Source organism: Stenotrophomonas sp. (assembly GCF_032061965.1).
Lineage (GTDB): Bacteria > Pseudomonadota > Gammaproteobacteria > Xanthomonadales > Xanthomonadaceae > Stenotrophomonas.
On the sequence record NZ_DAMBEF010000001.1, the window covers coordinates 95421 to 116984 of the forward strand.

Consider the following 21564-nt stretch of genomic DNA (forward strand, 5'->3'; position numbering starts at 1 on the left):
GATCAGCGGTTGAGTCGACCCAGCAGCATGGCGCGCATTCGTCGCGCCTGCGTCTCGTCGAAGGGTGCAAGTTCGCCCCGGGCTGCCTGCGGGAGGTGTTCCCCTGCCCGCTCGCCCGGCCCGAACACGTAGTACTCGAAGATCTTTGCCCACGCCTGCTTCTCGCGCTCGGGCAGATCGCGCACGGCCCACATTGCGTGCTGCAGCGCCGACAGCGGCGACGGCAGGAACGCTGGCGAGTTGCGCCACCAGTAGTTCACCAGCACGTTGAACGGCTCAAGGCTGCGCACGTGGTGCCACCACATGCTGGGAATGAAGATCGCATCGCCCGGCTCCAGCACCGCGGTCCGCGCCGTGGCCAGCGCATCGCGGAATCGGGGATGACGGCTGAAATCCGGCTGGTCGAAATCAACCATGCTGACGACCTGCCCACCGGGCGTGGGTTCCAAGGGCCCTGGATACAGGTTGTCGATCTGCTCGGGCGGAAATACGGTGAACCGGCGCCGCCCGACCGCGCAGCACGCCAGGTTGTCCGGGGTGTCGTAATGGCAGGATGCGGTCACGCGATTGCCGATCCAGATGCTGGCCGAGGCATTGATGCCGTGTTGCGCCAGGCCGGCATCATTGGCTTGTGCGAAGCCCGGCAGCGCCCGCTCGATCAGCAAGGAAGCAACGTAGTACGTGGGCGGCCGTTCGACCTGCAGATTGGCGGCAATTTCATCCAGCACCTGGCTGAGCAGCCCGCGCCGGACTTCGAAGTTCAACTGGGTGAAATCAGCGTTGTAGAACGGGCGACCCTCGATCTGCGGGCCGCCGAACGAATACTGGACAGGCACGCCGGTATCGAAGTCGCGCAGATAGGCGAGCGCCCGTTGGGTGGACTGCAACCCGGCCTGGACCAAGCCCCATTCGCGGGCAATGCCGCGCAGCACCACCGGCTCGCCGGCGCTCACCAAGGCGTCCATCGGCAGCGCCGCCGGATCAAGGCCCTCCAGTGTCCGCATGGCAATGCCGTGCAACATGGCTCAGTTCCTGCCCACCGGTGCGGCGCCATCCTGCGCACGCAGGCGTCGCTGCTTTTCGGCGATCAGGCGCCGCATGTTATGCAATGAGGCCAGCATCAGATAGGCACCTTCCAGGTAACCGGCACGGTTGAGTTCGGCCAGGACCGGGCCTTCCAGCTCCGCCAAGCGATCGCGATCGATTGCGTGCAGGCCATTGACGCCCACGCGATGCTGTTGATCGATCTGCACGTCGAGCTTGATCGGCTGGATCAGGCCTGCCTTGTCGAGCATGGCAAACATGTCGGCACCAAAGGCACTGCCGTCGTGGATGCCACGCAACACGCCTGCGATGTGATCAAGATAGGGACTATTGCCGCCCTGCGGCAGGAATACCGGCTCGCCGGCAATCGCGTTCACGCGCGGGTGGTCCAGATCCACGTGCATCACTGCTTCCTGGGTAAGCACGCCGTCGACCTGGTGCTCCTGGAACCCGATCAGGAACGGCCCCTTGGCCGCAGCCCCGGGCAGGTAGGCGGCATTCCAGCGGCCATCGTGCAGGAACAGGTTTTCGTGCTGCTCGAAACCCAGCAAGGCAACGGATTGCCAATCGCCGGTGGCAGTGTCCTTGCGCAGGAAGATCGGATACTCGCGTTGCAACTCGGCGAACTCGCTCGGGTATGCCGGCACCATACCGACCTCATCACCAAACTCCGGCCCGAACCCGGTGGACACGCGCAGGTCACGGTGGGCGATGTTGTTGAGCATTTCGTAACGGGCCATGGTGTCGTCCAGTCCAATCAGGAGCCGAGCGCCGGCCTGCTGGCACCGGCGGCTGATGCGTGTGCCGGCCCGGACAAGCGCCGTGTCCCAAGAAGGTACCGCTGCTTGCGCAGCGGTACCGGTGGCGCCTTCCCGAAGGAAGACGCCGGTCTCACATTCAGAACTTGTAGCGGACACCGAGCATGTAGCGCGGGCTCTGGTCTGCCAGCTTCACGATCATCTGCGAGGTACGCGAGCGCCAGCGCACGTCCTCACCGGTCAGGTTGATCGCCTCCAGGCCAAACGACCAATGGTCATTGAGCGCGTAGTTCACGCTGAGATCCCACTGGGCATACTCTTCCACGTAGTAGGGATTTCGGCTGGAGCCCTGGTTGGCGAGAATCAGGTACTCATCACGCCAGTTCCAGGCCAGACGCACTGACCAGCCATACTTTTCGTACATGAGCATGGCATTGGCGGTGTCGCTCAGGCCGGTAAGCGAGAACTGATCGATACTCGGATCGCCGCCATTGTCGTAGCCAACATCGCCACGCACCACGGTGTAGTTGGCGAGCACGCCGAAGCCCGTATCACCGAAGAAGTACTGACCACCCAGTTCCCAGCCATGCAGCTTGGATTGGTTCTGGTTGATCGGGCGGTTGACGTTGAACATGTACAACGGGTCATCGGCCTGCCCGTGCAGGTCGTAAGCGGCCTCGGTCGCGAGCACCTGCGCATCGGTGCCGTTGTAAGCCCCAAGACCGGCTGGATTGTTGCGCAACAACGCCAGGGCGGTGAACAAGGAGGTGTCGTTGGCCGAGCACGCTGCCGCATTGGCGGCACCTACCTGGGTAACGCAGGCCGCGCTGGTCAGGAAGGCCAATGCCGCCTGCGCATCCGGACCGGAGGTCGGATCGGTCAACCCATACAGGCTTTCCTGCTCGATCGTGTTGCCGATGAAGTTGTCGACGGACTTGTTCCAGTATGTCAACGACACGTAGCTGGCGTCGGCGAAATACCACTCCACGCCCAGATCCAGGTTGTCCGACTCCAACGGCTTCAGGCTGGGATTCTGCGCGTTGCCGCTGGCCCGCGAGGACGGATCGATCAACACCGAGCCGAACGGTTGCTGCGCGCCCGGACCGGCATAGAGGTTGCCATACGGCGCGCGGGCAATGCTCTTTCCGAATGAAGCACGGCCTTTCAGCTCATCGGTGAAGTCGATACTGAAATCCAGATTGGGCAGGATGTAGCTGTACTTGGCCTTCTCGCTGAACGGCTGCTGCTCGTCAGACAGGACAACACGGAAGTCGTTGTTGGCCTGCCATTCGATGGACTCGGGGATGGCGATGACCGACGTCGACACGATGTCGGTGGTTTCATAGCGCACACCCAACCGCGTATTGGTGCGCATGCCGCCCAACTGGCCATCCAGTTCAACCTGGAAGTACGCCGACTTGGTCTTCTCCTCCACCAGGTTGTCGGCCGCACGCTGCGGACTCACGCCCAGGCCCACGCCGTACTGGCCTGCCGCCCACTGCGCCAATTGCCCAGCGTTGCCCCGCCATGCAGACCAGCTGCTGGCGTTGTAATCGTCGAACAAGCCAACGATGTTGACCGGCTGCAGCAGATCCATGAGTCCGCCAGCGACGTCGCCGTCGACGTTGGCCACGCCCCAATCGCCCAGGGTGGAATACGCCTCGGCTGCCTGGATCCGGTGCGTGGACGACTTGTTGCTGTCCACACCGAACTGGAAGCGTCCCTGGTCAAAACTCCACTCGCCGTCGACGCGTGCCTGCTTGATCTCGCTGATCTGGGTTTGCGAATTGACGCGCAGCACCTGCGAACCGATCTCGCCTTCGGCGAAACCCGGGTTGACCACACCATTGGTTCCGGCAATGGCGTCGGCCGTGGTCGGGTACCAGGTCTGGGTGCCGACCGGCAGGCCGTTGTTGAAGTTGAGCTCCTGCACCCAGGAGCCACCACAATGCGGGCCGGCGGTGCAGTTGTTGGTTCCGGCGATGCTCATGAAGATGGAGCCGCCGCCGGTCAGTGGATCATTCGGCCGGCTTTCATTCTTCGAGTTGTGCGCGTCAAAGCTGAGCTTGAACCTGTCGCTGACATTCCAGACCGCGTTCAGGCCCAGCGACCCCAGCTTGTACTTCTGCATGCTGCGCTGCTGCTCCAGACCGAAGTCCTTGGTGCCAGCGATCTCACGGATGTAGACAGGCGTGGCAATGGCACCGCTGGTGTCAAACTCGACGTCGGTGTAGTTGCTGTTCTGCAACCACATCCCCTGCTCACCTCGGTTCTCGGTGATCTCGTTGGTCGAGTAGGTGTAATCCAAGGTGAGGGTCAGGCTGTCAATCGGAGCGAACTGCAGCACGGCCTGGCCATTGACGCGCTCACGTTCGAACTCGGAGAACGCATAGCGCAGATCGTTCGGGCGCGCATACAACTGGCCAATCGCCGGCGCATTGACCACCGTCGGATTGCCCGGCATGGTCCCGGTCCAGGGCTGTACGTTCCAATAGTTTTCAGTCGCCTGCACCGAGCCGCCCTTGCGCTTCTGCTGGCTCGCACTGAGGCTGACGCCGAAGGTCTTTTCAGGGTTGCTGTAGCTGAAGATGCCGGACAGTTCCGGGGTCAGATCGTTGTCGAATGGCTGACTCTGGTCGGACACGACCTTGGCACCGGCGCTGGCAACGATGCCTTCATGATCGAACGGTCGCGAGGTCAGGATATTGATGGTTGCGCCGATGCCACCGCTGGGTACCTGGGCTTGGCTGGTCTTGTAGACCTCGATGCCATTGATGGCCTCTGCCGCAAGCTGGGCAAAGTTGAATGCACGGGTGCCGCCGTCGACGCCACCGATGGCGACCTGACCAGCTGCACCAAACGCATCGGCACCCGGCATCTGCCGGCCATTGAGGGTGACCATGTTGAACTGCGGGCCGAAGCCGCGGGCCGTGACCTGCGCGCCTTCGCCATCACGGCGTTCAATCGAGATGCCGGTGATGCGCTGAAGGGATTCGGCGAGGTTGGTATCGGGAAACTTGCCGATATCTTCAGCGCTGATCGCATCGACGACACCCGCGGAGTCGCGCTTGATGTCCATCGCCTGGCTGAGGCTGTTGCGGATGCCCGTTACCTGCACGGCATCCAACTGTGTCGCCTGCGGTTGGGCTTGTTGCTGCTGGGCCACGGGCGCAGGCGTCGACGCCTCCTGGCCGAACGCAGGATTGATGACCAGAACACCTCCGACGAAGGTGAACATGGCCCTGGATTTGAACTTCGCCAACTTCCGGCTCATGAACTGATCCTCAGGTCTGGAGTTCTACGGAAAGTGCAAGCGCTCATGAATGTCCTCTCTGACATACGTTCGAATGGATGTACCACCCCCTCCCCGGGGGCACGCGCGGGCGAGGCCCGTCTTCCAAACCGACTATCGCGGTGCACCCAAACGCACCGCGCTTCAAACTCGCTTTCAGCTTGCTGGACGACGGCGTGGTCAAGAGAAGGCGCCCTGGCCACTGACCCGGCCAAGATGTTGGTAGCGCTACCATTGCGTCGGTGCGCAGACTAATCACCTGCGTTCTCGCTTGTCACCGTGCAGCGCAGCAAAGCTGGCCAAGCTGCCAAGCCAAGCCTGCAAACAGCCCCGCCAGAAGCACGGTAATCACCCACAGCACGGGGTTTAGCGCAGATAATCGCCAACGACAGGTCCTCTTGATCGAATCAAATGGAACTATTTGCGTGAAGAAAGCCAACAAGGCCATGCGCCGCAAAGGGGGCGCCATCACGATCGACGAGGTGGCTGCGCACGCAGGCGTTTCACCGATGACCGTCTCGCGCGTCATAAATGGTCATGCAGGCGTACGCCAGGCCAATCGCGAGCGGGTCATGCGCAGCGTGGACGAACTGGGGTACCGGCCCAACCTGGCGGCAAGCGCGCTGGCCACCGCGCAGCACACGTGCATCGCCCTGATCTACACCAACCCCAGCTCAAGCTACCTGCGCGAATTGCTGGTGGGCGCCCTGCGTGGCTCCACCCGTGCGGCGGCGCAACTGGTGATTTCGACCTGGGATGAACTGGATACCAAGGGGCGCCGCGCGGCGGCTCGGCAGCTGGCCAACAGTGTTGCCGGGGTGATCCTGCCGCCGCCGCTATGCGAGTCCAGGACCATCGTCGAGGAGTTCTCGCAGGCTGGCGTGCCCGTTGTGTCGATCGCTTCCGGCCATTTCAGTGACAGCATCTCCTGCGTGCGCATCGATGACCACCGCGCCAGCCATGACATGGTGTCCCACCTGATCGCGCATGGGCATACGCGCATCGGCTACATCAAGGGCGACCCGAACCAGACCGCCAGCGCGCACCGCTGGCAGGGTTACCGGGATGCGTTGGCCGAGGCCGGGATCGCGTACGACGACAAGTTGGTGCAGCCCGGCTACTTTACCTACCGCTCTGGGCTGGAAGCTGCCGAGCGCCTGCTTGCAATGCGCAATCCGCCGACCGCGGTCTTTGCCAGCAACGACGATATGGCCGCTGCCGTGGTTTCCGTCGCCCATCGGCGTGGGCTGGATGTACCGGGCGACCTGTCGGTGGTGGGCTTCGATGATACCTCCGCATCCACCATGGTCTGGCCCGAACTGACCACCATCCACCAGCCGGTGGCGGCGATGGCCGACGCAGCCATCGACATCCTGCTGCGCGAGATCCGACGGGTGCCCAGCGCAGCCCGCGTGATCGTCAACCACGTGCTTCCGCATCAATTGGTGGCCCGCTCTTCTGTCGGCAATACCGCCGATCCCAAACAGAAGCGCAAGCAGACTTCGTGAGCGCGCTGCCGTCGTCCAGCGGCAGCCGGCAACTGCAACGCCTCAGCGGATTGCCCGCTTACAGCTGCGACTTCATCGGCAGGATGAACTTCTCAAACAGTTTTTCCTTCAAGGGACGTTGCGCCCACATCGCGTAGGTGTACTGGACCGTGGGCTTCAGATCCTCTTCAAACACCTCGGTCATCCGCGCGGCGAAGGCCGCGTCATAGATATTGAGGCTGGCTTCGTCGTTGAGCCGGAAGCTGCGTACATCGAAGTTGGTCGAGCCCACGGACGTCATCACCCCATCCACGATCAGCAACTTGTTGTGCATCATCGTCGGTTGGTACTCGTAGATCTCAACGCCGGCCTGCAGCAGTTCGCCCCAGTGCGCCTTCGATGCGAGGCGGACGGTCTCCGAGTCGATATGCTTGCCGGGCACCGTGACGCGAACCCGCACCCCGCGCTGACGGGCAGCGATCAAGGCCTTGATGATCAGGTCGTCGGGCACAAAATAGGCCGCCTGCAGGTCGATGCTCTTTGCTGCGGCAGCAATGGCCATCAGGTACATCAGATGCATGCTCTCGCTGCCACCCGCTGGAGAGGCCACGAACATGTGCGCGTCCATCTCGCCGGCAGGAGCAACCGGCGGGAAATACTCCGGGCCGTTGAGTACCTCGCCGGTGGTCTTGATCCAGTTGTCGTTGAACGCGGCCTGGATCTGCGCCACCACCGGACCTTCGATCTTGAAATGCATATCCCGCCAATGTTCGCCGTCCTGGGCGTGGCCGTTCCATTGGTCGGCAACGCCAACACCCCCCGTAAACCCCACCTTGCCGTCAATTACCAATAGTTTGCGGTGGGTGCGGTTGTTCAGGCGTCCAAGGTTGTACCACTTCAAAGGACGGTATTGGTGCACCTCAACGCCGGCATTCTTGATCTGATCCAGCAGGCTGCTGTCCATCTTCAAGCTGCCCATCCAGTCCACCATCACCTTGACCTTCACCCCGGCGCGGGCACGCTCGACCAAGGCATCGGCAAACTCCTGCCCTACTTCGCCAGACCAGTAAATGTAGGTCTCGAAGGTGATGGTCTTCTGCGCCGATTGGATGGACTCGAGCATCGCCGGGAATATCTCATCGCCGTTCTCCAGATCGGTGACCCTGTTGCCAGGTACCAGACCGGGGCCCAGCAACACACCCATTTCACGGCGGAATTGCGGATCATCGGCAGCGTAGAGATGCTCGATCTTGCGCTCGAGCTTCTTTTCCGAGGTTTTGAAGTTCATCGCCACCACGGCCACCAGCAACGTGACGAGGGCGGTTAGCAGAATAGTCCAGACCATTCGTTTGCGACTCCAGCGCGGGGCCATGGGTGGAATCCCGACTATGGGTGCCCGCTAGCTAACGGGAAACCCGATCATGTCCATGTGAAACACGGCACAGCCACGGAGACGGTCGGCATCGACGGTTTACCTTGCACTGCAACATAGCAGCCCTTACTGCGGACCCTCGTCCTATTCCGTTGCGCCAGCGGCCAACGGCGGCTCATAGCTGTAGCCCACCCCATAGATCGAACGCACGCTTTCATCAGGCAGGCCCGCATCGCGCAGCTTGCGGCGCAGGTTGCGGATATGGCTGTCCACGGTGCGGTCGGTGACCACGCGGTGGTCCTCGTAGATATGGTCCAGCAACTGCTCCCGCGACCAGACCCGCCCTGGGCTCTTGAACAGTGTGCGCAGCAGGCGGAACTCCACCGCCGTCAGGTCCAGCGCCTGACCCTGCAGCAATGCGCGGTTGCCCGCCTCATCAATGGACAGACCATCACCCATGCGCTCTGGCGGAGTGTGGCGGTACCGGCGCAGCACCACGCCCACCCGGGCAATGACTTCCTTGGGGCTGAAGGGCTTGCAGATGTAATCGTCGGCACCAACCTCAAGCCCGAGCAGGCGGTCGATCTCCTCCACGCGCGCGGTGACCATGATCACCGGCACCTCACTCTCGCTGCGTATAGCCCGGCACAGGTCCACCCCGTCGCGGCCGGGCAACATCAGGTCCAACAACACCAGGTCGGGCCGTTGCGTGCGGAAAGCATCCATCACCCCATCGCCGTCGGCGACCCAGTCACTGGCATAGCCCGCTGCGTGCAGATAGTCACGCAGCACCGCAGCCAATCGCGGTTCGTCTTCGACCACAAGGATACGGCCAAGGCTGTCCGGATACGTTTTCATGGGACTTCGCCCCCGCCATCCTGACCCGCTTCAACGGCAGCGGTTCGATGGAAATCAGTGGCGAAGCAAACGCTGGGGTCAGCTCCGGCACGGCAATGGCGGCAATGGAGAAACTGGCCGATGCGCTGCCTGTTGGCATGGGCTACTCGTGGGCGGGCATGTCCTACCAGGAGCGATTGGCGGGCAATCAGGCCCCGTTGCTTTACGGCGTGTCGCTGCTATTCGTGTTCCTGTGCCTAGCGGCGCTTTATGAAAGCTGGTCGGTGCCCTTGTCGGTGATGCTGGCTGTCCCGATTGGCGTGGTCGGTGCATTGCTGCTCACGACGCTACGCGGCTTGGAGAACGACGTTTACTTCCAGGTTGGGCTGTTGACCACGGTGGGCCTGGCGGCCAAGAACGGCATCCTTATCGTTGAATTTGCCAAGGAGCTGGAAGAGCAAGGCCAACCCCTGCTGCAGGCGGTCGTTCATGCCGCGCATATGCGCCTGCGGCCGATCCTGATGACCTCCATGGCCTTCATGCTGGGTGTGTTGCCGCTGGTGATCAGCAGCGGCGCGGGTTCGGCAGGCCGACATTCGCTCGGTACCGGGGTATTCGGCGGCACGCTGGCCTCCACCGCGCTGGGCATTTTCTTCGTTCCACTGTTCTACGTCATCGTGCGTAGCCTGCCCTTTGGACGCGCCAAGGCCTCCGCCGCCACCGCCAAGTGACGGCGCCGCCTCGCGTGAACGTGCTTACCCCATGTGGTGTCGGCGTGCGCTCATCGATTGCGCCCACTCTTGGGTCAAGTCGTAGCCCGCGATTCGACCAGACTGCGCCTGCTTATCGACGTCCCTGTGGGTTGCACGCCGCAGGCCCCTTGTCGATCTGGTTGGACTGTCGCAGTTTTTCCTCCTGCTTCTTCTGATCTGTCTGCTCGGTCAGATCGTGCTGACGTGCGGCGTCCGTCCCGGGGGCAGCATCGGCGCGCTCGGAATCACTTTTTTTGTCGGGTTTGGTGGTGGAGTTCATGGCGGGCTCCTTTTGCCCAGCAGGCTTGGGCTCAAGTGTGGGCACTTGATTGTTTGCGCGATGTGCCCTGACAGCTATTGAGCCATGATTCGAACTTAACGCCTGTGTAGACAGCGATACGAACGCTCACTGTTCAGATCCATTGGCCGCCCATGTTGCGGGTAACCACCACGCTGTCGCCAATCCGCTCTCCACTACTTTCGCGCCCGTTGACACGAATTCCGTACCAACGTATCGAACCGCGCCCTAACGTTTGGCCCATGCTGCCTGAGCTTGGCAGGTACGTGCTTGAAGATGATCGCATCGACCCGCTGCAGTTCCCGACGCCGAGTACACGCAAGAGGCAATGCCACCAGCAGCCCCGACCGTCAGGAGCTGGGATCTGTCGCCCAATCTACGCGTGCACTCCCCGGACTTTCCTATCGGCAAGCCCTCTCGCGGACAGCGATGTTGGACCCAGCGAGGCGCGCAGTGACTGGCTGCCAATCGGCTCAAATTGCGCTAACGTAGAACTACCGTCGTGGCTGCGCAGGGGGGCTTCGCAGCGCGACGTCATTGCCCCATCAAGATCACCCCGCCAGCGCCGATATTCACTTTCGGCTTGCCGGCACGGGAGCTGCATCACGGTACGAGCGTCGCCGTTTGACTACTTTCGGAAGCCTTCCTGGTCACCCGGGTCCCATCTTCACGAGATTGCATGTCCAACGCCCAACTACTGCGCAGGAGCTGAGCGGGCCAGTGAACTCGATCCATCCAGATGTTGAAGCGTCAGCGCCTGCCCCGCCGGTACGTCGTGCAGGTCTGCCGCCGTTGGCCTGGGCATTGACGGGCCTGCTTGTAGGACTGGCTTGCACGGCGGTGCTCGGCTTTCGGGAATGGAAGGATCTGCAGCAGCATGCAGCCGAGGCGCGCGGCGCACTTGCCGACGCCGGCGCTGCGCAACTCCGCCAACCGCTGGAGCGCGCCGCCTCCATCCTGCGCGCAATGCAGACCTTGTTCCTGGCCAACGACAAGATGGACCAGTCAAGCTTCAGCCAGTACTACGCTCGCCTGCACGATGGGACCGGCGCATACACGTCGCTGGCCTTCGCCCGACTGGGCCGCATGGACCGGCCGGCCACCGCCAATGCCGCATACCGCTACCAGTTTGTGTCCCCCTACCAGAGCAACGCCGAACTGCTTGGCTTTGACATGGTCAGCCAGCCTGCAAACCTGGCGGCACTGGTACGCGCCCGCGATACCGACGCCGTGGCCCTATCCGCGCCTTTCGTGTTGCGCCAGCAAGCGAACCCAACACAGGGCCGCTTGGGGGTGACGCTGCGCCTGCCCGTCTATTCCAATGGACCAACCCCAACCTCGGCCAATGAGCGCCGGCAGCGCGAGCTGGGGGCATTGGCGATTGGCATGCGCCTGCAGCCGCTGGTTGAAGCCGCCTTGAGCCCTGCGGTGCGGAATAGCTTCCGGGTGCGCCTGCGCGATACCGCAGCCCAGGCCGAGCCGTTCTTTGACTCGGGACAGGTCGATATCGCGGATCTGCCCGCCGAGGTGCGACAGTTGGAATTCGGAGGCAGGCGCTGGCAGATCGAGATGCAGCCACGGCCGCAGCCCTTGGATATCGGGCGCCTGCAAACCATCGTCGTGGGTGGCAGCATCATCAGCGTGCTGTTGGCAGCATTGCTGTGGTCCTTGGCCATGACCCGGCGCAAAGCCCTGGCGCTGGGCGCGCAGATGAGCGCGCGCTACCGCGAAAGCGAATTGCGCTTCCGCACCCTCAATGAATTGCTGCCCGCGCTGGTGCTGTTGGCCGATGCCCGGGACTGGAAGATCGTATACGCCAACCAGGCGGCTCGCATCCGCCTGGGGGATCCCACCGGGCAGCCCCTGTCCGCACTCTTCCTCGATCAGGAGCTGCAAGCGCGCGCCCGCGATCCAGCCGATATCCGCAGCGGCTGGAACCGCCTGGAAGCGGAGCTGCGCGGGGCTGGCGGTACTAGCTTCTGGGCCAACGCGTCGATAGCCGAGGTCGACGTGGACGGTGCACCGCATCTGTTGATGGTGGCAACCGACAACTCCGAACAGCGCGAACTGACCGACCGCCTGAGCTACCAGGCCGCACACGACGCGCTGACCGGGCTGTACAACCGCCGCGAGTTCGAGCGCCGCGTTGAGGACGTCCTCAGGGAACGCTCCACATGGACCGGCAGCGGCTACTGGGCGTTGCTTTATATCGATCTTGACCAATTCAAGTTGATCAACGATGTGTCAGGGCATATGGCGGGCGACCAGCTGCTTGAGCAGCTCGCATTTGCCATGCGCCAGCAGTTGCGGACTGGCGATGTGCTGGCACGGTTGGGAGGTGACGAATTCGGCCTGCTGACATTCCACGGCGACGCCGGCGGCGCCTTGGAGTTGGCAGAGCGTTTGCGTGGTGGCATCGAGGCGCTGATGTTCACCTGGCAGGGCCGTTGCTACAAGGTGAGCTGCAGCATCGGCATGGTGGTGATCGACCAGCAGGTTCCTACGCTCAAGGATCTGCTGGCCTGGGCGGACACCGCCTGCTACCTGGCCAAGGAGAATGGACGCAATCGTGTACACGTCTACCGCCAGGACGATGAGACCACCCGCCGCCAGGGCGAGATGGAGTGGGTCAACCGGCTGCGCTGGGCGATGGAGCAGGATCGCCTACTGCTCGACTATCAGGAGATCGTCTCGCTCACCGGCGAGGACGTCGCCACCAACATCGAACTGTTGCTGCGCCTGCGCGATGAAGACGGGGCCATCGTTCTGCCCGGCGCCTTCCTGCCTGCCGCCGAGCGCTACGGCCTGATGCCCGCTATCGATCGCTGGGTAATCCAGAAGGCGCTATCGAACTTTTCCAGCCTGCATCCCACCGCCCGCGTCCTCGGCACCTGTGCAATCAACCTGTCAGGCGCGAGCATCGAAGACGAAGGTCTTGCCGACTTCATTCTTGCCTGCATCGAGCAACACGGAATTCCGCCGCAGATGCTGTGTTTTGAGATCACCGAGACGGTTGCGGTCCGCAATCTGCTCAAGGTAGTGCGCATTGTCGAACGCCTGCGCTGTGCGGGCTGCAGCATCGCCCTCGACGATTTCGGCGCCGGCATGTCTTCCTTTGGCTATCTCAAGAACCTTCCGCTGGACCTGATCAAGATCGACCGCAGTTTCATCGTCGACCTGGATACCGATCCGATCAGCCATACCATCATCAGCGCCATTGCCAAGATCGGCCATCAGCGCGGGCTCAAGGTGGTGGCCGAGGGCGTCAGCAACGACCATCTCTGCGCAGCGGCACGTTCCCTGGGCGTGGACTATGCCCAGGGCTTCGGTCTGCATCGGCCCGAGCGTGTGCAGTTCCAGCGTTAGCGCACCTGCTTCGTCGTGGCGCGTGGCGTAAGCTTGACCGACTGCCAGCAACCGAAGGTGCGTGGATGTGGATTTCGTAAGCAAGGGCCTGCAGGTATTGCCGCGCGGCTTCTACCGCCGCCACCCTGCCCTCGTTGCCCCGGAGCTGCTCAACAAACTGCTGCTGCGCAGTGACGGCCGCTGCGCCAGGATCGTGGAAGTGGAAGCCTATGCGGGCAGCGAAGACCCCGCCGCTCATTCCTTTCGCGGCCAGACCGCGCGCAATGCCACCATGTTCGGGCCCCCGGGGCACCTGTATGTCTATTTCACCTATGGCATGCATTGGGGCAGCAATGCGGTCTGCGGCGAAGTTGGCGAAGGCGTTGGCGTGCTTATGCGGGCAGCCGAGCCGCTGCACAACCTGGAACTCATGTACGCCGCCCGCCGCGCCGCAAAGCGGCTCTCCGACCTGGCCAGTGGTCCTGGCAAACTATCGCAGGCGTTTGGCTTGAACCGCGACTTCGACGGTGCCGACCTGGTCCAGGGCGACCGGGGCATCGTCATTGTCTCCGACGGCGTGCCACCCCCGGACAACCCGACAGTCGGTCCCCGGGTGGGGATAACCAGGGCGGTGGACACACCATGGCGTTGGAGCGTGCCTGCGAACCCCTGCGTCTCGAAGGCACCGTCCCGGCGCCGCGACAGCCAGATCGCCGCGTCCCGGCCGTAAACTCCCTTCGCATCATGCATGCAACTGCGGACAGCCGCTTAACTCCTCATTGACCAGGATGGCTGCACACCCGAACGGAGCCCGCCACCGTGATCACCACCCGGCGTTCGCATCCACTGTCACGCAAGTCCGCCCTGTTGTGCTTTTCCATTGGCGTGGCGCTGGCAACATTACTGCAGACCATCTGACCCGGAGGAGCCATGGGATTCAGTGCACAAGTGCTGACCAACGAACAGTGGATGCGTTTGCACGCGGCCTATAGGCGCCACGGGAGCGGCCCTGAGTTCTGGGAGACCTATCGCGAGATACTCGACATTGCCGCAAACAGCGGCGATGGTATCGCCGCAGCCAATGAACTGGCCAAGCTGGCGGTGCAATTGGGCGTTACCGAAACCGCGCTTTTTGTCTGAACCGGCCATGGGAAACGATGTGCTGACGGAATGCATCGGTTGGGCCGCTTCGGCCATCCTGCTGGCGACCTTGGTCCGGCAGATCGTCAAACAAGCCAAGGCCGATCATCCCGAGGCGATCTCGACCTGGTTGTTCGTTGGCCAGGCGGCGGCGTCGACGCTGTTTGTGGTCTACTCCGCCCGGGTGGGAAACATGGTGTTTGTCGTCACCAACAGTTGCCTGCTGATCACTGCGCTGGCTGGTCAGTGGGTAGCGCATCGAAAGCGCCGGCAATCCGGATCCCGCCGATGAACGGGTAGGCGTACAGATGCCGCCGGATACAGCAACGGCGCTTTGCGGTCGTGACGCCGGCGCTCACGAAGTACAAGGCCGGGATACCGACAACTACAGTTACTCCTCTTCCTCCACGTCGATTGCACGTGCATGCCGCTGGCGACTGTTGTCCTGGTCCTGCAGGCGACCTGGCCGCCCTGCAGGAGCAGCGGCCAGCAACAACTCGAGCTGCGAATCAGCAGCAACGAAAGTAGGTTCAGACTCGACAAAGGCAGTCATCGACCATCTCCTGGGTGTGTCAGCGTTAGCGCCGGAAAACCAGATTCGGCAAGGCACAGTATTTTTCATGTCATGAAGCGTCAACCCTGCAACGACATACCTGACTGAAGACGTTGGGATATCTCAAGACTTGCTCACGGATCCACACACATCACAAATGCGGAGATGCGCAGGATTGCGAACGCAACGGTAGAGAAAAATTCGCTGGAACGAGGAATTTCGCCCATGCCGTTACCCGCCATCGCTCCCTTGCAGGACATCACCATGAATACGGACGAAAAGCGCCCGGAAGGTGGCATCAATGCCAGCGACCAGGACAAGGCCAACACACCGGACAAACATCGCAACGACAATGCGCGATGGAAAGACCACGACATGCCAGACGCGAAGCACAACGCGCGCCCGGAAGACTACGAGCGGGTGCCGCCGGCCAAGGCGCCCGACGACTGAACCAGGCGTCTTCCGTCAATTGGTTCCCAATCGCGTGAACCCCTCTATCTCATCCAGCCATAGCAGTTGCACACCCTGCCCCGGGACGTCCAGCGGCACTTGGCCATTGGTGCCTTCTTCCTCGCCCGGGCCGCGAAACTGTTGCACCGCAGGGCGCTCGGTCACGGTACCTGTCAGGACCCGTCCATCCTTCATCCGCAGCTCGACAACCAATTCGGCGTCCAGCGCCAGCTGCAGGGCTTTCAGCTGCTCGATTTCAGCTTGCGCGATATGAACCCGCGGTGCGGTCCTGGCCATTTGCATCCTCCGGTTGGGCGGTGCACTGACCTTACGCGGCTGGGTGCTAACCGGGAATAAAAGCCGGTATGGGCCCGCGCGCATCTTCTTCACGGACCACTGGCAGCTGTGCACGCTTCGCTAGCAGCGGTTGGAGCAGATTCCCCTTTGCCGGAGGATGCAACCTCCCGGCTCCGTCCAATTTGAGGAGTTAGAAGATGATACGCGACCGCAAGGATCCGCCGGACCCCTCCGAGGACCGCGACTGTTCCGAATCGGGTCACCAGCGCCGCGAGCGCAAGGATCATGAAAGTTCAAACCAGGATGAGGCGCTGGAAGAGACGTTTCCAGCAAGCGACCCGGTGTCTCCATTCGTTCCCGCAAAGGCTCCGGACTGACGAAGGCGTGGGAAGGCGTGGGCCGGCACGCCGGCCCACGCCTATCCTGTCAGGTACCGGTTTGTGAATGCGGCGCGGCCAAGGGCTTGGATTCGGGCGACTTGTCCTGTCTCAGGAAAATACTCAAGACCACAATTGACAACACCGCCAGAAACTCGCTCTGCCAGTTCTGCATCGACTCGAACCAGAACTGCGCGCTGGCGAGATGCTCGGTAAACGCCTGTGCCGCTTGCCCCTCCATTGCGCGTTGCTGGTTCTCGTTCAGCCAGCTGCCGTAAGCATGACCGGCGAACGCCAGGAAAAACAGGCCTGCATAGGCCAGTGACAACGAATTGGCATATAGCCAGCGCCACGCACCACCTGCCCGCAAGAGCCACGGTGTCGGCCCGGCTTCGATGCGATCCTCTTCCTGTGCTGGATCAAGGGGCCGTGATTCCGCAGAGCCACGCTGGCGCAGGCCGACCGTCAGTAGAACGTACATGCCCATCTGCAAGAACTCGCTCTCCCAGTTTTCGAAGGTGGCCGAGATGAAATGCCCGCTTCGCAGGTAATCGGCGATCGGCTCGGCCAGCAGACCCTGGGCAAGCCGTTCCTCATTGTTGACGGCATAGCCCGTCAACACCTGGCCAACCAAGAACGCCAGGAACAGCAACAACAGCACAAGTGAAAGGCCATTGCTGGCAAGAAAGCCATCCCGTTGCGTGTTGCTCATGCGTCTGTTCTCCCTTCAAGGTTGATGGCGTCAATTCAGAACCACCGCCTACGTCGTGCGAATACGGTCACCGCCGCCGAGAACAGCAACAATCCACCCACCACTGACCAAAAGCCGACGTCCTTGGACTCGAATACCCCTGCCTGGAAGTTCATGCCCAGCGCGCCAACAAACGTGGCCAGCACTCCCGCCACAACGGTCACGAACGTCAGCACCCGCATGGTGCCATCGGTACGAAGTGCCACCTGCCCACTGAACAGCTCGAAGCTGCCGATCACCAGCTCCCGGGCGTTCTCTATCATGTCCATCGCGCGTTCAAAGCGGGTATCCAGCGCGACGAAATGACGTTCGGCCTGACGGTCCTCCGAAGGTCGGAAGTCCGGACGGGACATGGCACCAAACAACGCCCGATGCGGCGCCAGCATGCGCCGCATGCGCGATGCCCAGCGACGCAGGCGCTGCAGTTCGTGGATGTTCTTGTCCACCGCGTTGACCGACATATCCGCTTCCAGGTGCTCCACGGCACACTCGAAATCGTTGACCGCGGAAAAATACCCCGCCAATTGGCGATCCAGAAGCGTGGCGACGAAGCTCTCCGAGGTAAGCAGCCCAATGGCGGCCCCGTGCGTGCGGCAACGCAGCTCGCGAATAAAATCGACTTCCTCCGTGTGCCACGTGATCACCCGGTTCTTTCCCGCGATGCATACCACCACCGCACCACTGAGCAGCTCACCACCTTGTTCACTGGTTATCGCCACCGCTCGCGTCCAGAAGAAATCGCCCTCATTCTCGACCGCTGGTGTACTGCCTCCATCAAGGAAGCGGCGGGCGTTCCCAGGCAACCGGCAGCAATCCCAGAGTTGGTCCAGCATCGCCTCGTCAGGCCCATGCAGATCGATCCAGAGCAGCTCGTGCTCCGCAACGCGGCAGGACGAAATTTCTGCTTCGCTGAGCTCGCGGGGTGGTCCGTTGCTGCCAAAAACGCGCGCAAAGAATGGCCCGCCTACCTCGGTATCCATCGCCGTCTTCCCATCAGGCCCGGCTCAGAGGTAGTCCTTGCGGGCTTTCTCTGCGCGCGCTGCGCCAATGGCGGTCTCCACGTCCTTTTGTTCCTCGGGCGGCGGCAGAACCGCTGGAATGCCCAGGCTCTGCAGCCACAGTTCCCGCGCCCAGCCGGCGGTATGGTAGAGATGATGGTCTTCCTGCTGTTCAACCGCCTCGTATGCCTGCTTGAGCACCTTAGCCGATGCCCCACCCTGCTCGGCCACCTTGCCGATCAATTCCCAGTTCTGGTGGTCCTTGGTCTCTGCCAGCACAACGCATTCGGCTGCCACCAGCTCGGCGGCGGCCGGGGTGTCTGTCTTGATCGCCATCTCGATGGCGGCCACCAATGACTTGCCGTGATGTGCCACCACTTTCCGGCCAGGGCTGGACATTTCGGTGTCCAGTCCTAGCTGCTCGAAAACGCGGGTGAGGATCTCCTCATGTCCGCGGGTTTCCTCCAGGTAGCCTTCCCATTCTTCGCGCAGGTCGTCGTTCTGAACTGCCTGCAATGCCGCGTTGTAGATCTTCTGGCCTCCGCGTTCGGTTTCCAGCGCCTGCAGCAGCAGTTCTGTGACTTGGGCATCATCTGTCTTTCGCGCCATGATGGCTCTCCTCGTGTTGAGCCTCTGATGTAGCGATGCCACTGATAAAGACGCGTGAGCGATCGTGAATGCTGCGCCCACTGTCAACCTGCCAACACCACGCAGCGCAGCACAGCACGGTCGACGTGCTGTGCTGCCCTTGTTCAATTGCTCTGCAGTCGTCGGGTGCGTGGCCGGGATGCACTGCCGTGATAGAGAAGAACAGGCCCCGACCGATGTTCGAGCCAGTTTCCTCTAAGGCTTCGCCAGCTGCGGTATCAAGTGCTGTATGCGGGTATCAACCCACCATCAATGCCCATGGAGCATTGGATTCGGGAAAACGGTAGCGCAGGCCTTCATGATCAACCTGCGTGGCAACATTGCCGAGAGCATCAACCATTATGTGGAGATCGACCAGCGCCACCGCTGCCTTGCTCGTTGCATGACGCAGCAAGGTATCAAGCGGTACCCGTTCGGTGCGCAGCAACCGCACCGCCCGGCGCTCCAGTCCCGGACCTTCCAGGAACATATTCAATCCGTTCAAGATACTTCTCCTTCACGGATCCACCCTGTACCAGCTCATTCGGTATACACCATGTGGATTGCTGAATTCGGAACTGGTCCGCGTTTATGGTCCAGCACCTCCTCAACGTTCACTTCCAATCATTACGGGGCCGGATTTATCCGGCCCCGTGGAACTTCCTACTTTTGGGGCTGCATCAGCAATTCGCGTTCGGGGTTGCGATGCGCTGCCATCGCCTTTACGAACGACCTGATGATGGGGCCGTCTAGCGTGGCGCCCTGTACCAGCAAAGGATCTTTCGCCAGGTGATCGATGCCGGCACTCTTGAAGACCTGCCGACCTTCGCCCACAAACAAAAGCGGTTTGCCGTGCCGATACGCATCACGCACATGCTCCAGAGCCCTCACGTCAGCTGACAACGTCAAGGCGGAAGGCTTGCCTGAGGTCACAGCCAGGGCATCGAACAGGACGCCAGGTTCGTTTTCCAGCGAGGCGTCGGCATCAAGATAGCTGCCCTCTTCGGAAATGATCTCGCCCACATGCGGACCCAGCAGCCGCACTACAGCACCCTCGGCAACCAATGCCGCGGCCAGTGCGTCCACCTCTGCCTTGCGACTGCCGGCAGCGATCAGCAGCGCGACCTTGCGACTGCGTATGCCTCGTTCACCGGGACGTGCCATCAATGAGAGAGCGGACGACTGCTTTACTTCCTCTTTCAGCTTGCCCTCGAATGCCCGCGGCATGGCGTCGGGTAATGGCATGCCGAGACCGGCAGCAACTGTTTCGGCGAGCGCATCGGATACATTGCGCAACATGGACACCACGCGCGTGCGGATGGCCGGCACGGTGACCTTGCTGAGTTCGAAGCGGAAGCCATCGGCGATATGACGCTGCTCGGCTGGCGTCTGGCTGTTGTAGAACAATGTCGCCTGCGCGAAGTGCTCGGCGAATTTCTCGGGCTTTGCCCTTACCTCATCCCCTGCCGGTGGCTCGGCAAACGAGGTGAACCCGGCGCCCCCCGCCTGGAAGGGACAACCACCGCCCAGCGAGTTGGGCTCGTACGAAACCCTGCCCCGGTGCACGGCCTGGCGATGCATTCCGTCGCGCTGGTTGTTGTGCACGCTGGCCACAGGTGCATTGATGGGTATCTCATGGAAATTGGGGCCGCCCAGCCGACTGATCTGCGTGTCGACGTAGGAATGGATACGCCCGGCCAGCAATGGGTCGTTGCTGAAATCAATGCCCGGGATCACATGCGCAGCGCAGAACGCGGCCTGCTCGGTTTCGGCGAAGAAATTGTCGGGGTTTCGGTTCAGTACCATGCGCCCAATGGCCTGGACCGGAACCAGCTCCTCGGGCACAAGCTTGGTGGAATCAAGCACATCGAAGCTGAAGCGGTCGGCCTGTTCTTCGGTGAATACCTGGATGCCAAGCTCGTACTCCGGGTACTCGCCGGCTTCGATGGCTTCCCACAGGTCCCGCCGATGGAAGTCAGGGTCGGCGCCTGAAATCTTGACCGCCTCGTCCCACACCAGCGAATGGGTGCCCAGCTTGGGCGTCCAATGGAACTTGCAGAACACCGACTGCCCTTGCGCATTCACCAACCGGAAGGTGTGCACGCCGAAGCCTTGCATCATTCGGTAACTTCGGGGAATCGCCCGGTCGGACATCTGCCACAGCAACATATGCGTGGATTCGGGCATCAGCGACACGAAATCCCAGAAGGTATCGTGCGCGGAAGCAGCCTGCGGCATCCCATGGTGCGGCTCCGGCTTTACCCCATGCACCAGGTCGGGGAACTTCATCGCATCCTGGATGAAGAACACTGGCATGTTGTTGCCAACCAGATCCCAGTTTCCCTCGTCGGTGTAGAACTTGACGGCAAAGCCGCGCACATCTCGGGCCGTGTCCTTGGACCCGCGCTCACCAGCCACGGTTGAAAACCGGGCGAACACCGGGGTTATCTTGCCTGCCTGTTGGAATGGCGCGGCACGGGTGAGCTCGGACAGATCCTCATAAGCCTCGAAGTAACCATGCGCCCCGGATCCTCGTGCGTGCACGATGCGCTCTGGAATCCGCTCGTGGTCGAAATGGGTGATCTTCTCCCGAAGGATGAAATCCTTCAGCAGCGCCGGCCCACGCAAACCTGCCTTCAGGCTGTTCTGATTGTCAGCGACAGGAACGCCCTGGTTGGTGGTAAGCCGCTGTGCCATCGCGTCGTTGCGAACCCGCGACAACGGGCCCGTGGTCGCATCCTGGCCGGGAGCGGCGGCCAGGCCTGACTTGTCGGTGATATTGGCTTCGCTGGTGGTGCTGCCACCCGCTGCGGTGGATGGCGCCTGCGCATGTTCGCCTTCGGGTGGCGTGATGGCGCCTTCGCGGCCATGTTCGGCTGCTTTCTGAGTATTGTATGGCCGCTGCGAGGACCACGCATTCACCTGTGCCGCGATGCTGTCCACCTCACGCAGCGGCGTACGCGAGCCCGGGTCTGCCGGGCCGCTGTCCGAGCGCGCTGCGGATGCTTCGGCGGGAGCGCTGCTTGCTGTTTTTCGCTTGCTGGCCATCGTTGGATTCCCTTGTGGAGGAATTTCTCACCTTAGTCAGCAGCGGTGAAACAGGTGTGATCCATATGCGCGTCTGGCTCACGATGAGTTGACCGCCAAGCGTGCAGGTTCGGAGCTCCGCCCAAGCCAAAGGATTCC

General features: G+C 62.0%; 19 protein-coding genes and 1 pseudogene. 7 read left to right on the forward strand and 13 right to left on the reverse strand.

The annotated features are described in order from the left end of the window. Positions 1 to 2: 2 nt before the first annotated feature. The 3 genes from RT460_RS00360 to RT460_RS00370 form a co-directional block, all read right to left on the reverse strand. Complete coding sequence (locus tag RT460_RS00360) at positions 3 to 1022, reverse strand: cupin-like domain-containing protein (protein WP_313316484.1); 1020 nt, start codon at positions 1020 to 1022, stop codon at positions 3 to 5. Positions 1023 to 1025: 3 nt separating this feature from the next. Beyond that, on the reverse strand, positions 1026 to 1784 hold the full coding sequence (locus RT460_RS00365; RefSeq protein ID WP_313316485.1) for a SapC family protein: 759 nt from the start codon (positions 1782 to 1784) through the stop codon (positions 1026 to 1028). Positions 1785 to 1941: 157 nt separating this feature from the next. After that, on the reverse strand, positions 1942 to 5076 hold the full coding sequence (locus tag RT460_RS00370; RefSeq protein ID WP_313316486.1) for a TonB-dependent receptor: 3135 nt from the start codon (positions 5074 to 5076) through the stop codon (positions 1942 to 1944). Positions 5077 to 5519: 443 nt separating this feature from the next. On the opposite strand from RT460_RS00370, the gene RT460_RS00375 reads away from it, so the two are divergent. Continuing rightward, positions 5520 to 6602 carry a LacI family DNA-binding transcriptional regulator gene (locus RT460_RS00375; protein WP_313316487.1) on the forward strand — a complete coding sequence of 361 codons (1083 nt, stop codon included), beginning with the start codon at positions 5520 to 5522 and terminating at the stop codon, positions 6600 to 6602. Positions 6603 to 6660: 58 nt separating this feature from the next. On the opposite strand, the gene cls is transcribed toward RT460_RS00375, so the two are convergent. Together cls and RT460_RS00385 are read right to left on the reverse strand one after the other, a co-directional pair. After that, on the reverse strand, positions 6661 to 7926 hold the full coding sequence (cls, locus tag RT460_RS00380) for a cardiolipin synthase (RefSeq protein WP_313316488.1): 1266 nt from the start codon (positions 7924 to 7926) through the stop codon (positions 6661 to 6663). A gap of 171 nt (positions 7927 to 8097) precedes the next feature. Further along, positions 8098 to 8811, reverse strand: coding sequence for a response regulator (locus RT460_RS00385; protein WP_313316490.1), 714 nt, complete (start codon positions 8809 to 8811; stop codon positions 8098 to 8100). Between RT460_RS00385 and RT460_RS00390 the strand changes: the two are divergent. Then, positions 8802 to 9521: pseudogene (locus tag RT460_RS00390) on the forward strand (efflux RND transporter permease subunit); the annotation flags it as partial. The gene RT460_RS00385 and the pseudogene RT460_RS00390 overlap by 10 nt on opposite strands. A 112-nt stretch (positions 9522 to 9633) precedes the next feature. Here RT460_RS00390 and RT460_RS00395 read toward each other — a convergent pair. Further along, positions 9634 to 9822 carry a hypothetical protein gene (locus RT460_RS00395; protein WP_313316491.1) on the reverse strand — a complete coding sequence of 63 codons (189 nt, stop codon included), beginning with the start codon at positions 9820 to 9822 and terminating at the stop codon, positions 9634 to 9636. Positions 9823 to 10560: 738 nt separating this feature from the next. Between RT460_RS00395 and RT460_RS00400 the strand changes: the two genes are divergently transcribed. The 4 genes from RT460_RS00400 to RT460_RS00415 all read left to right on the forward strand — a co-directional run bounded on the left by RT460_RS00400 (position 10561) and on the right by RT460_RS00415 (position 14617). Beyond that, on the forward strand, positions 10561 to 13206 hold the full coding sequence (locus RT460_RS00400) for an EAL domain-containing protein (RefSeq protein ID WP_313316492.1): 2646 nt from the start codon (positions 10561 to 10563) through the stop codon (positions 13204 to 13206). A 67-nt stretch (positions 13207 to 13273) separates the two neighbouring features. Beyond that, positions 13274 to 13915: a DNA-3-methyladenine glycosylase gene (locus tag RT460_RS00405; RefSeq protein WP_313316493.1), complete on the forward strand. Its 642-nt coding sequence runs from the start codon at positions 13274 to 13276 to the stop codon at positions 13913 to 13915. A 200-nt stretch (positions 13916 to 14115) separates the two neighbouring features. After that, positions 14116 to 14325: a hypothetical protein gene (locus tag RT460_RS00410; RefSeq protein WP_313316494.1), complete on the forward strand. Its 210-nt coding sequence runs from the start codon at positions 14116 to 14118 to the stop codon at positions 14323 to 14325. Between the two features lie 7 nt (positions 14326 to 14332). Beyond that, positions 14333 to 14617, forward strand: a complete 285-nt coding sequence (locus RT460_RS00415; RefSeq protein ID WP_313316662.1) for a hypothetical protein — start codon at positions 14333 to 14335, stop codon at positions 14615 to 14617. 99 nt (positions 14618 to 14716) lie between these two features. Here the strand turns inward: RT460_RS00415 and RT460_RS00420 are convergent, their stop codons facing one another. Continuing rightward, on the reverse strand, positions 14717 to 14878 hold the full coding sequence (locus RT460_RS00420; RefSeq protein ID WP_313316495.1) for a hypothetical protein: 162 nt from the start codon (positions 14876 to 14878) through the stop codon (positions 14717 to 14719). A 264-nt stretch (positions 14879 to 15142) separates the two neighbouring features. Here RT460_RS00420 and RT460_RS00425 point away from each other — a divergent pair, with 264 nt between their 5' ends. Further along, a complete protein-coding gene (locus tag RT460_RS00425) occupies positions 15143 to 15328 on the forward strand; it encodes a hypothetical protein (protein ID WP_313316663.1) in 186 nt (61 codons plus the stop codon). A 15-nt stretch (positions 15329 to 15343) separates the two neighbouring features. Here RT460_RS00425 and RT460_RS00430 read toward each other — a convergent pair whose 3' ends face one another. From RT460_RS00430 to RT460_RS00455, 6 genes are all read right to left on the reverse strand, one after another. Next, positions 15344 to 15625: a DUF3247 family protein gene (locus RT460_RS00430; protein WP_313316497.1), complete on the reverse strand. Its 282-nt coding sequence runs from the start codon at positions 15623 to 15625 to the stop codon at positions 15344 to 15346. Between the two features lie 426 nt (positions 15626 to 16051). Beyond that, on the reverse strand, positions 16052 to 16714 hold the full coding sequence (locus tag RT460_RS00435; protein ID WP_313316498.1) for a DUF6766 family protein: 663 nt from the start codon (positions 16712 to 16714) through the stop codon (positions 16052 to 16054). A gap of 35 nt (positions 16715 to 16749) precedes the next feature. Beyond that, positions 16750 to 17733, reverse strand: a complete 984-nt coding sequence (locus tag RT460_RS00440; protein ID WP_313316499.1) for a CorA family divalent cation transporter — start codon at positions 17731 to 17733, stop codon at positions 16750 to 16752. Positions 17734 to 17757: 24 nt separating this feature from the next. Further along, positions 17758 to 18360, reverse strand: a complete 603-nt coding sequence (locus tag RT460_RS00445) for a hypothetical protein (protein WP_313316500.1) — start codon at positions 18358 to 18360, stop codon at positions 17758 to 17760. A gap of 277 nt (positions 18361 to 18637) precedes the next feature. Next, entirely contained in the window at positions 18638 to 18883 is a 246-nt protein-coding gene (locus tag RT460_RS00450; RefSeq protein WP_313316501.1) for a hypothetical protein, read from the reverse strand. 158 nt (positions 18884 to 19041) lie between these two features. Further along, positions 19042 to 21426, reverse strand: a complete 2385-nt coding sequence (locus RT460_RS00455; protein ID WP_313316502.1) for a catalase — start codon at positions 21424 to 21426, stop codon at positions 19042 to 19044. Positions 21427 to 21564: the final 138 nt, after the last annotated feature.

What these genes read in the sequence shown, in the direction of transcription:
- RT460_RS00445 (WP_313316500.1), bottom strand. Translation starts at nt 18,360, where the DNA reads ATGGCGCGAAAGACAGATGATGCCCAAGTCACAGAACTGCTGCTGCAG.
- RT460_RS00435 (WP_313316498.1), bottom strand. Translation starts at nt 16,714, where the DNA reads ATGAGCAACACGCAACGGGATGGCTTTCTTGCCAGCAATGGCCTTTCA.
- RT460_RS00425 (WP_313316663.1), top strand. Translation starts at nt 15,143, where the DNA reads ATGAATACGGACGAAAAGCGCCCGGAAGGTGGCATCAATGCCAGCGAC.
- RT460_RS00370 (WP_313316486.1), bottom strand. Translation starts at nt 5,076, where the DNA reads ATGAGCCGGAAGTTGGCGAAGTTCAAATCCAGGGCCATGTTCACCTTC.
- RT460_RS00360 (WP_313316484.1), bottom strand. Translation starts at nt 1,022, where the DNA reads ATGTTGCACGGCATTGCCATGCGGACACTGGAGGGCCTTGATCCGGCG.
- RT460_RS00365 (WP_313316485.1), bottom strand. Translation starts at nt 1,784, where the DNA reads ATGGCCCGTTACGAAATGCTCAACAACATCGCCCACCGTGACCTGCGC.
- RT460_RS00440 (WP_313316499.1), bottom strand. Translation starts at nt 17,733, where the DNA reads ATGGATACCGAGGTAGGCGGGCCATTCTTTGCGCGCGTTTTTGGCAGC.
- RT460_RS00395 (WP_313316491.1), bottom strand. Translation starts at nt 9,822, where the DNA reads ATGAACTCCACCACCAAACCCGACAAAAAAAGTGATTCCGAGCGCGCC.
- RT460_RS00410 (WP_313316494.1), top strand. Translation starts at nt 14,116, where the DNA reads ATGGGATTCAGTGCACAAGTGCTGACCAACGAACAGTGGATGCGTTTG.
- RT460_RS00415 (WP_313316662.1), top strand. Translation starts at nt 14,333, where the DNA reads ATGGGAAACGATGTGCTGACGGAATGCATCGGTTGGGCCGCTTCGGCC.
- RT460_RS00430 (WP_313316497.1), bottom strand. Translation starts at nt 15,625, where the DNA reads ATGGCCAGGACCGCACCGCGGGTTCATATCGCGCAAGCTGAAATCGAG.
- RT460_RS00420 (WP_313316495.1), bottom strand. Translation starts at nt 14,878, where the DNA reads ATGACTGCCTTTGTCGAGTCTGAACCTACTTTCGTTGCTGCTGATTCG.
- cls (WP_313316488.1), bottom strand. Translation starts at nt 7,926, where the DNA reads ATGGTCTGGACTATTCTGCTAACCGCCCTCGTCACGTTGCTGGTGGCC.
- RT460_RS00385 (WP_313316490.1), bottom strand. Translation starts at nt 8,811, where the DNA reads ATGAAAACGTATCCGGACAGCCTTGGCCGTATCCTTGTGGTCGAAGAC.
- RT460_RS00455 (WP_313316502.1), bottom strand. Translation starts at nt 21,426, where the DNA reads ATGGCCAGCAAGCGAAAAACAGCAAGCAGCGCTCCCGCCGAAGCATCC.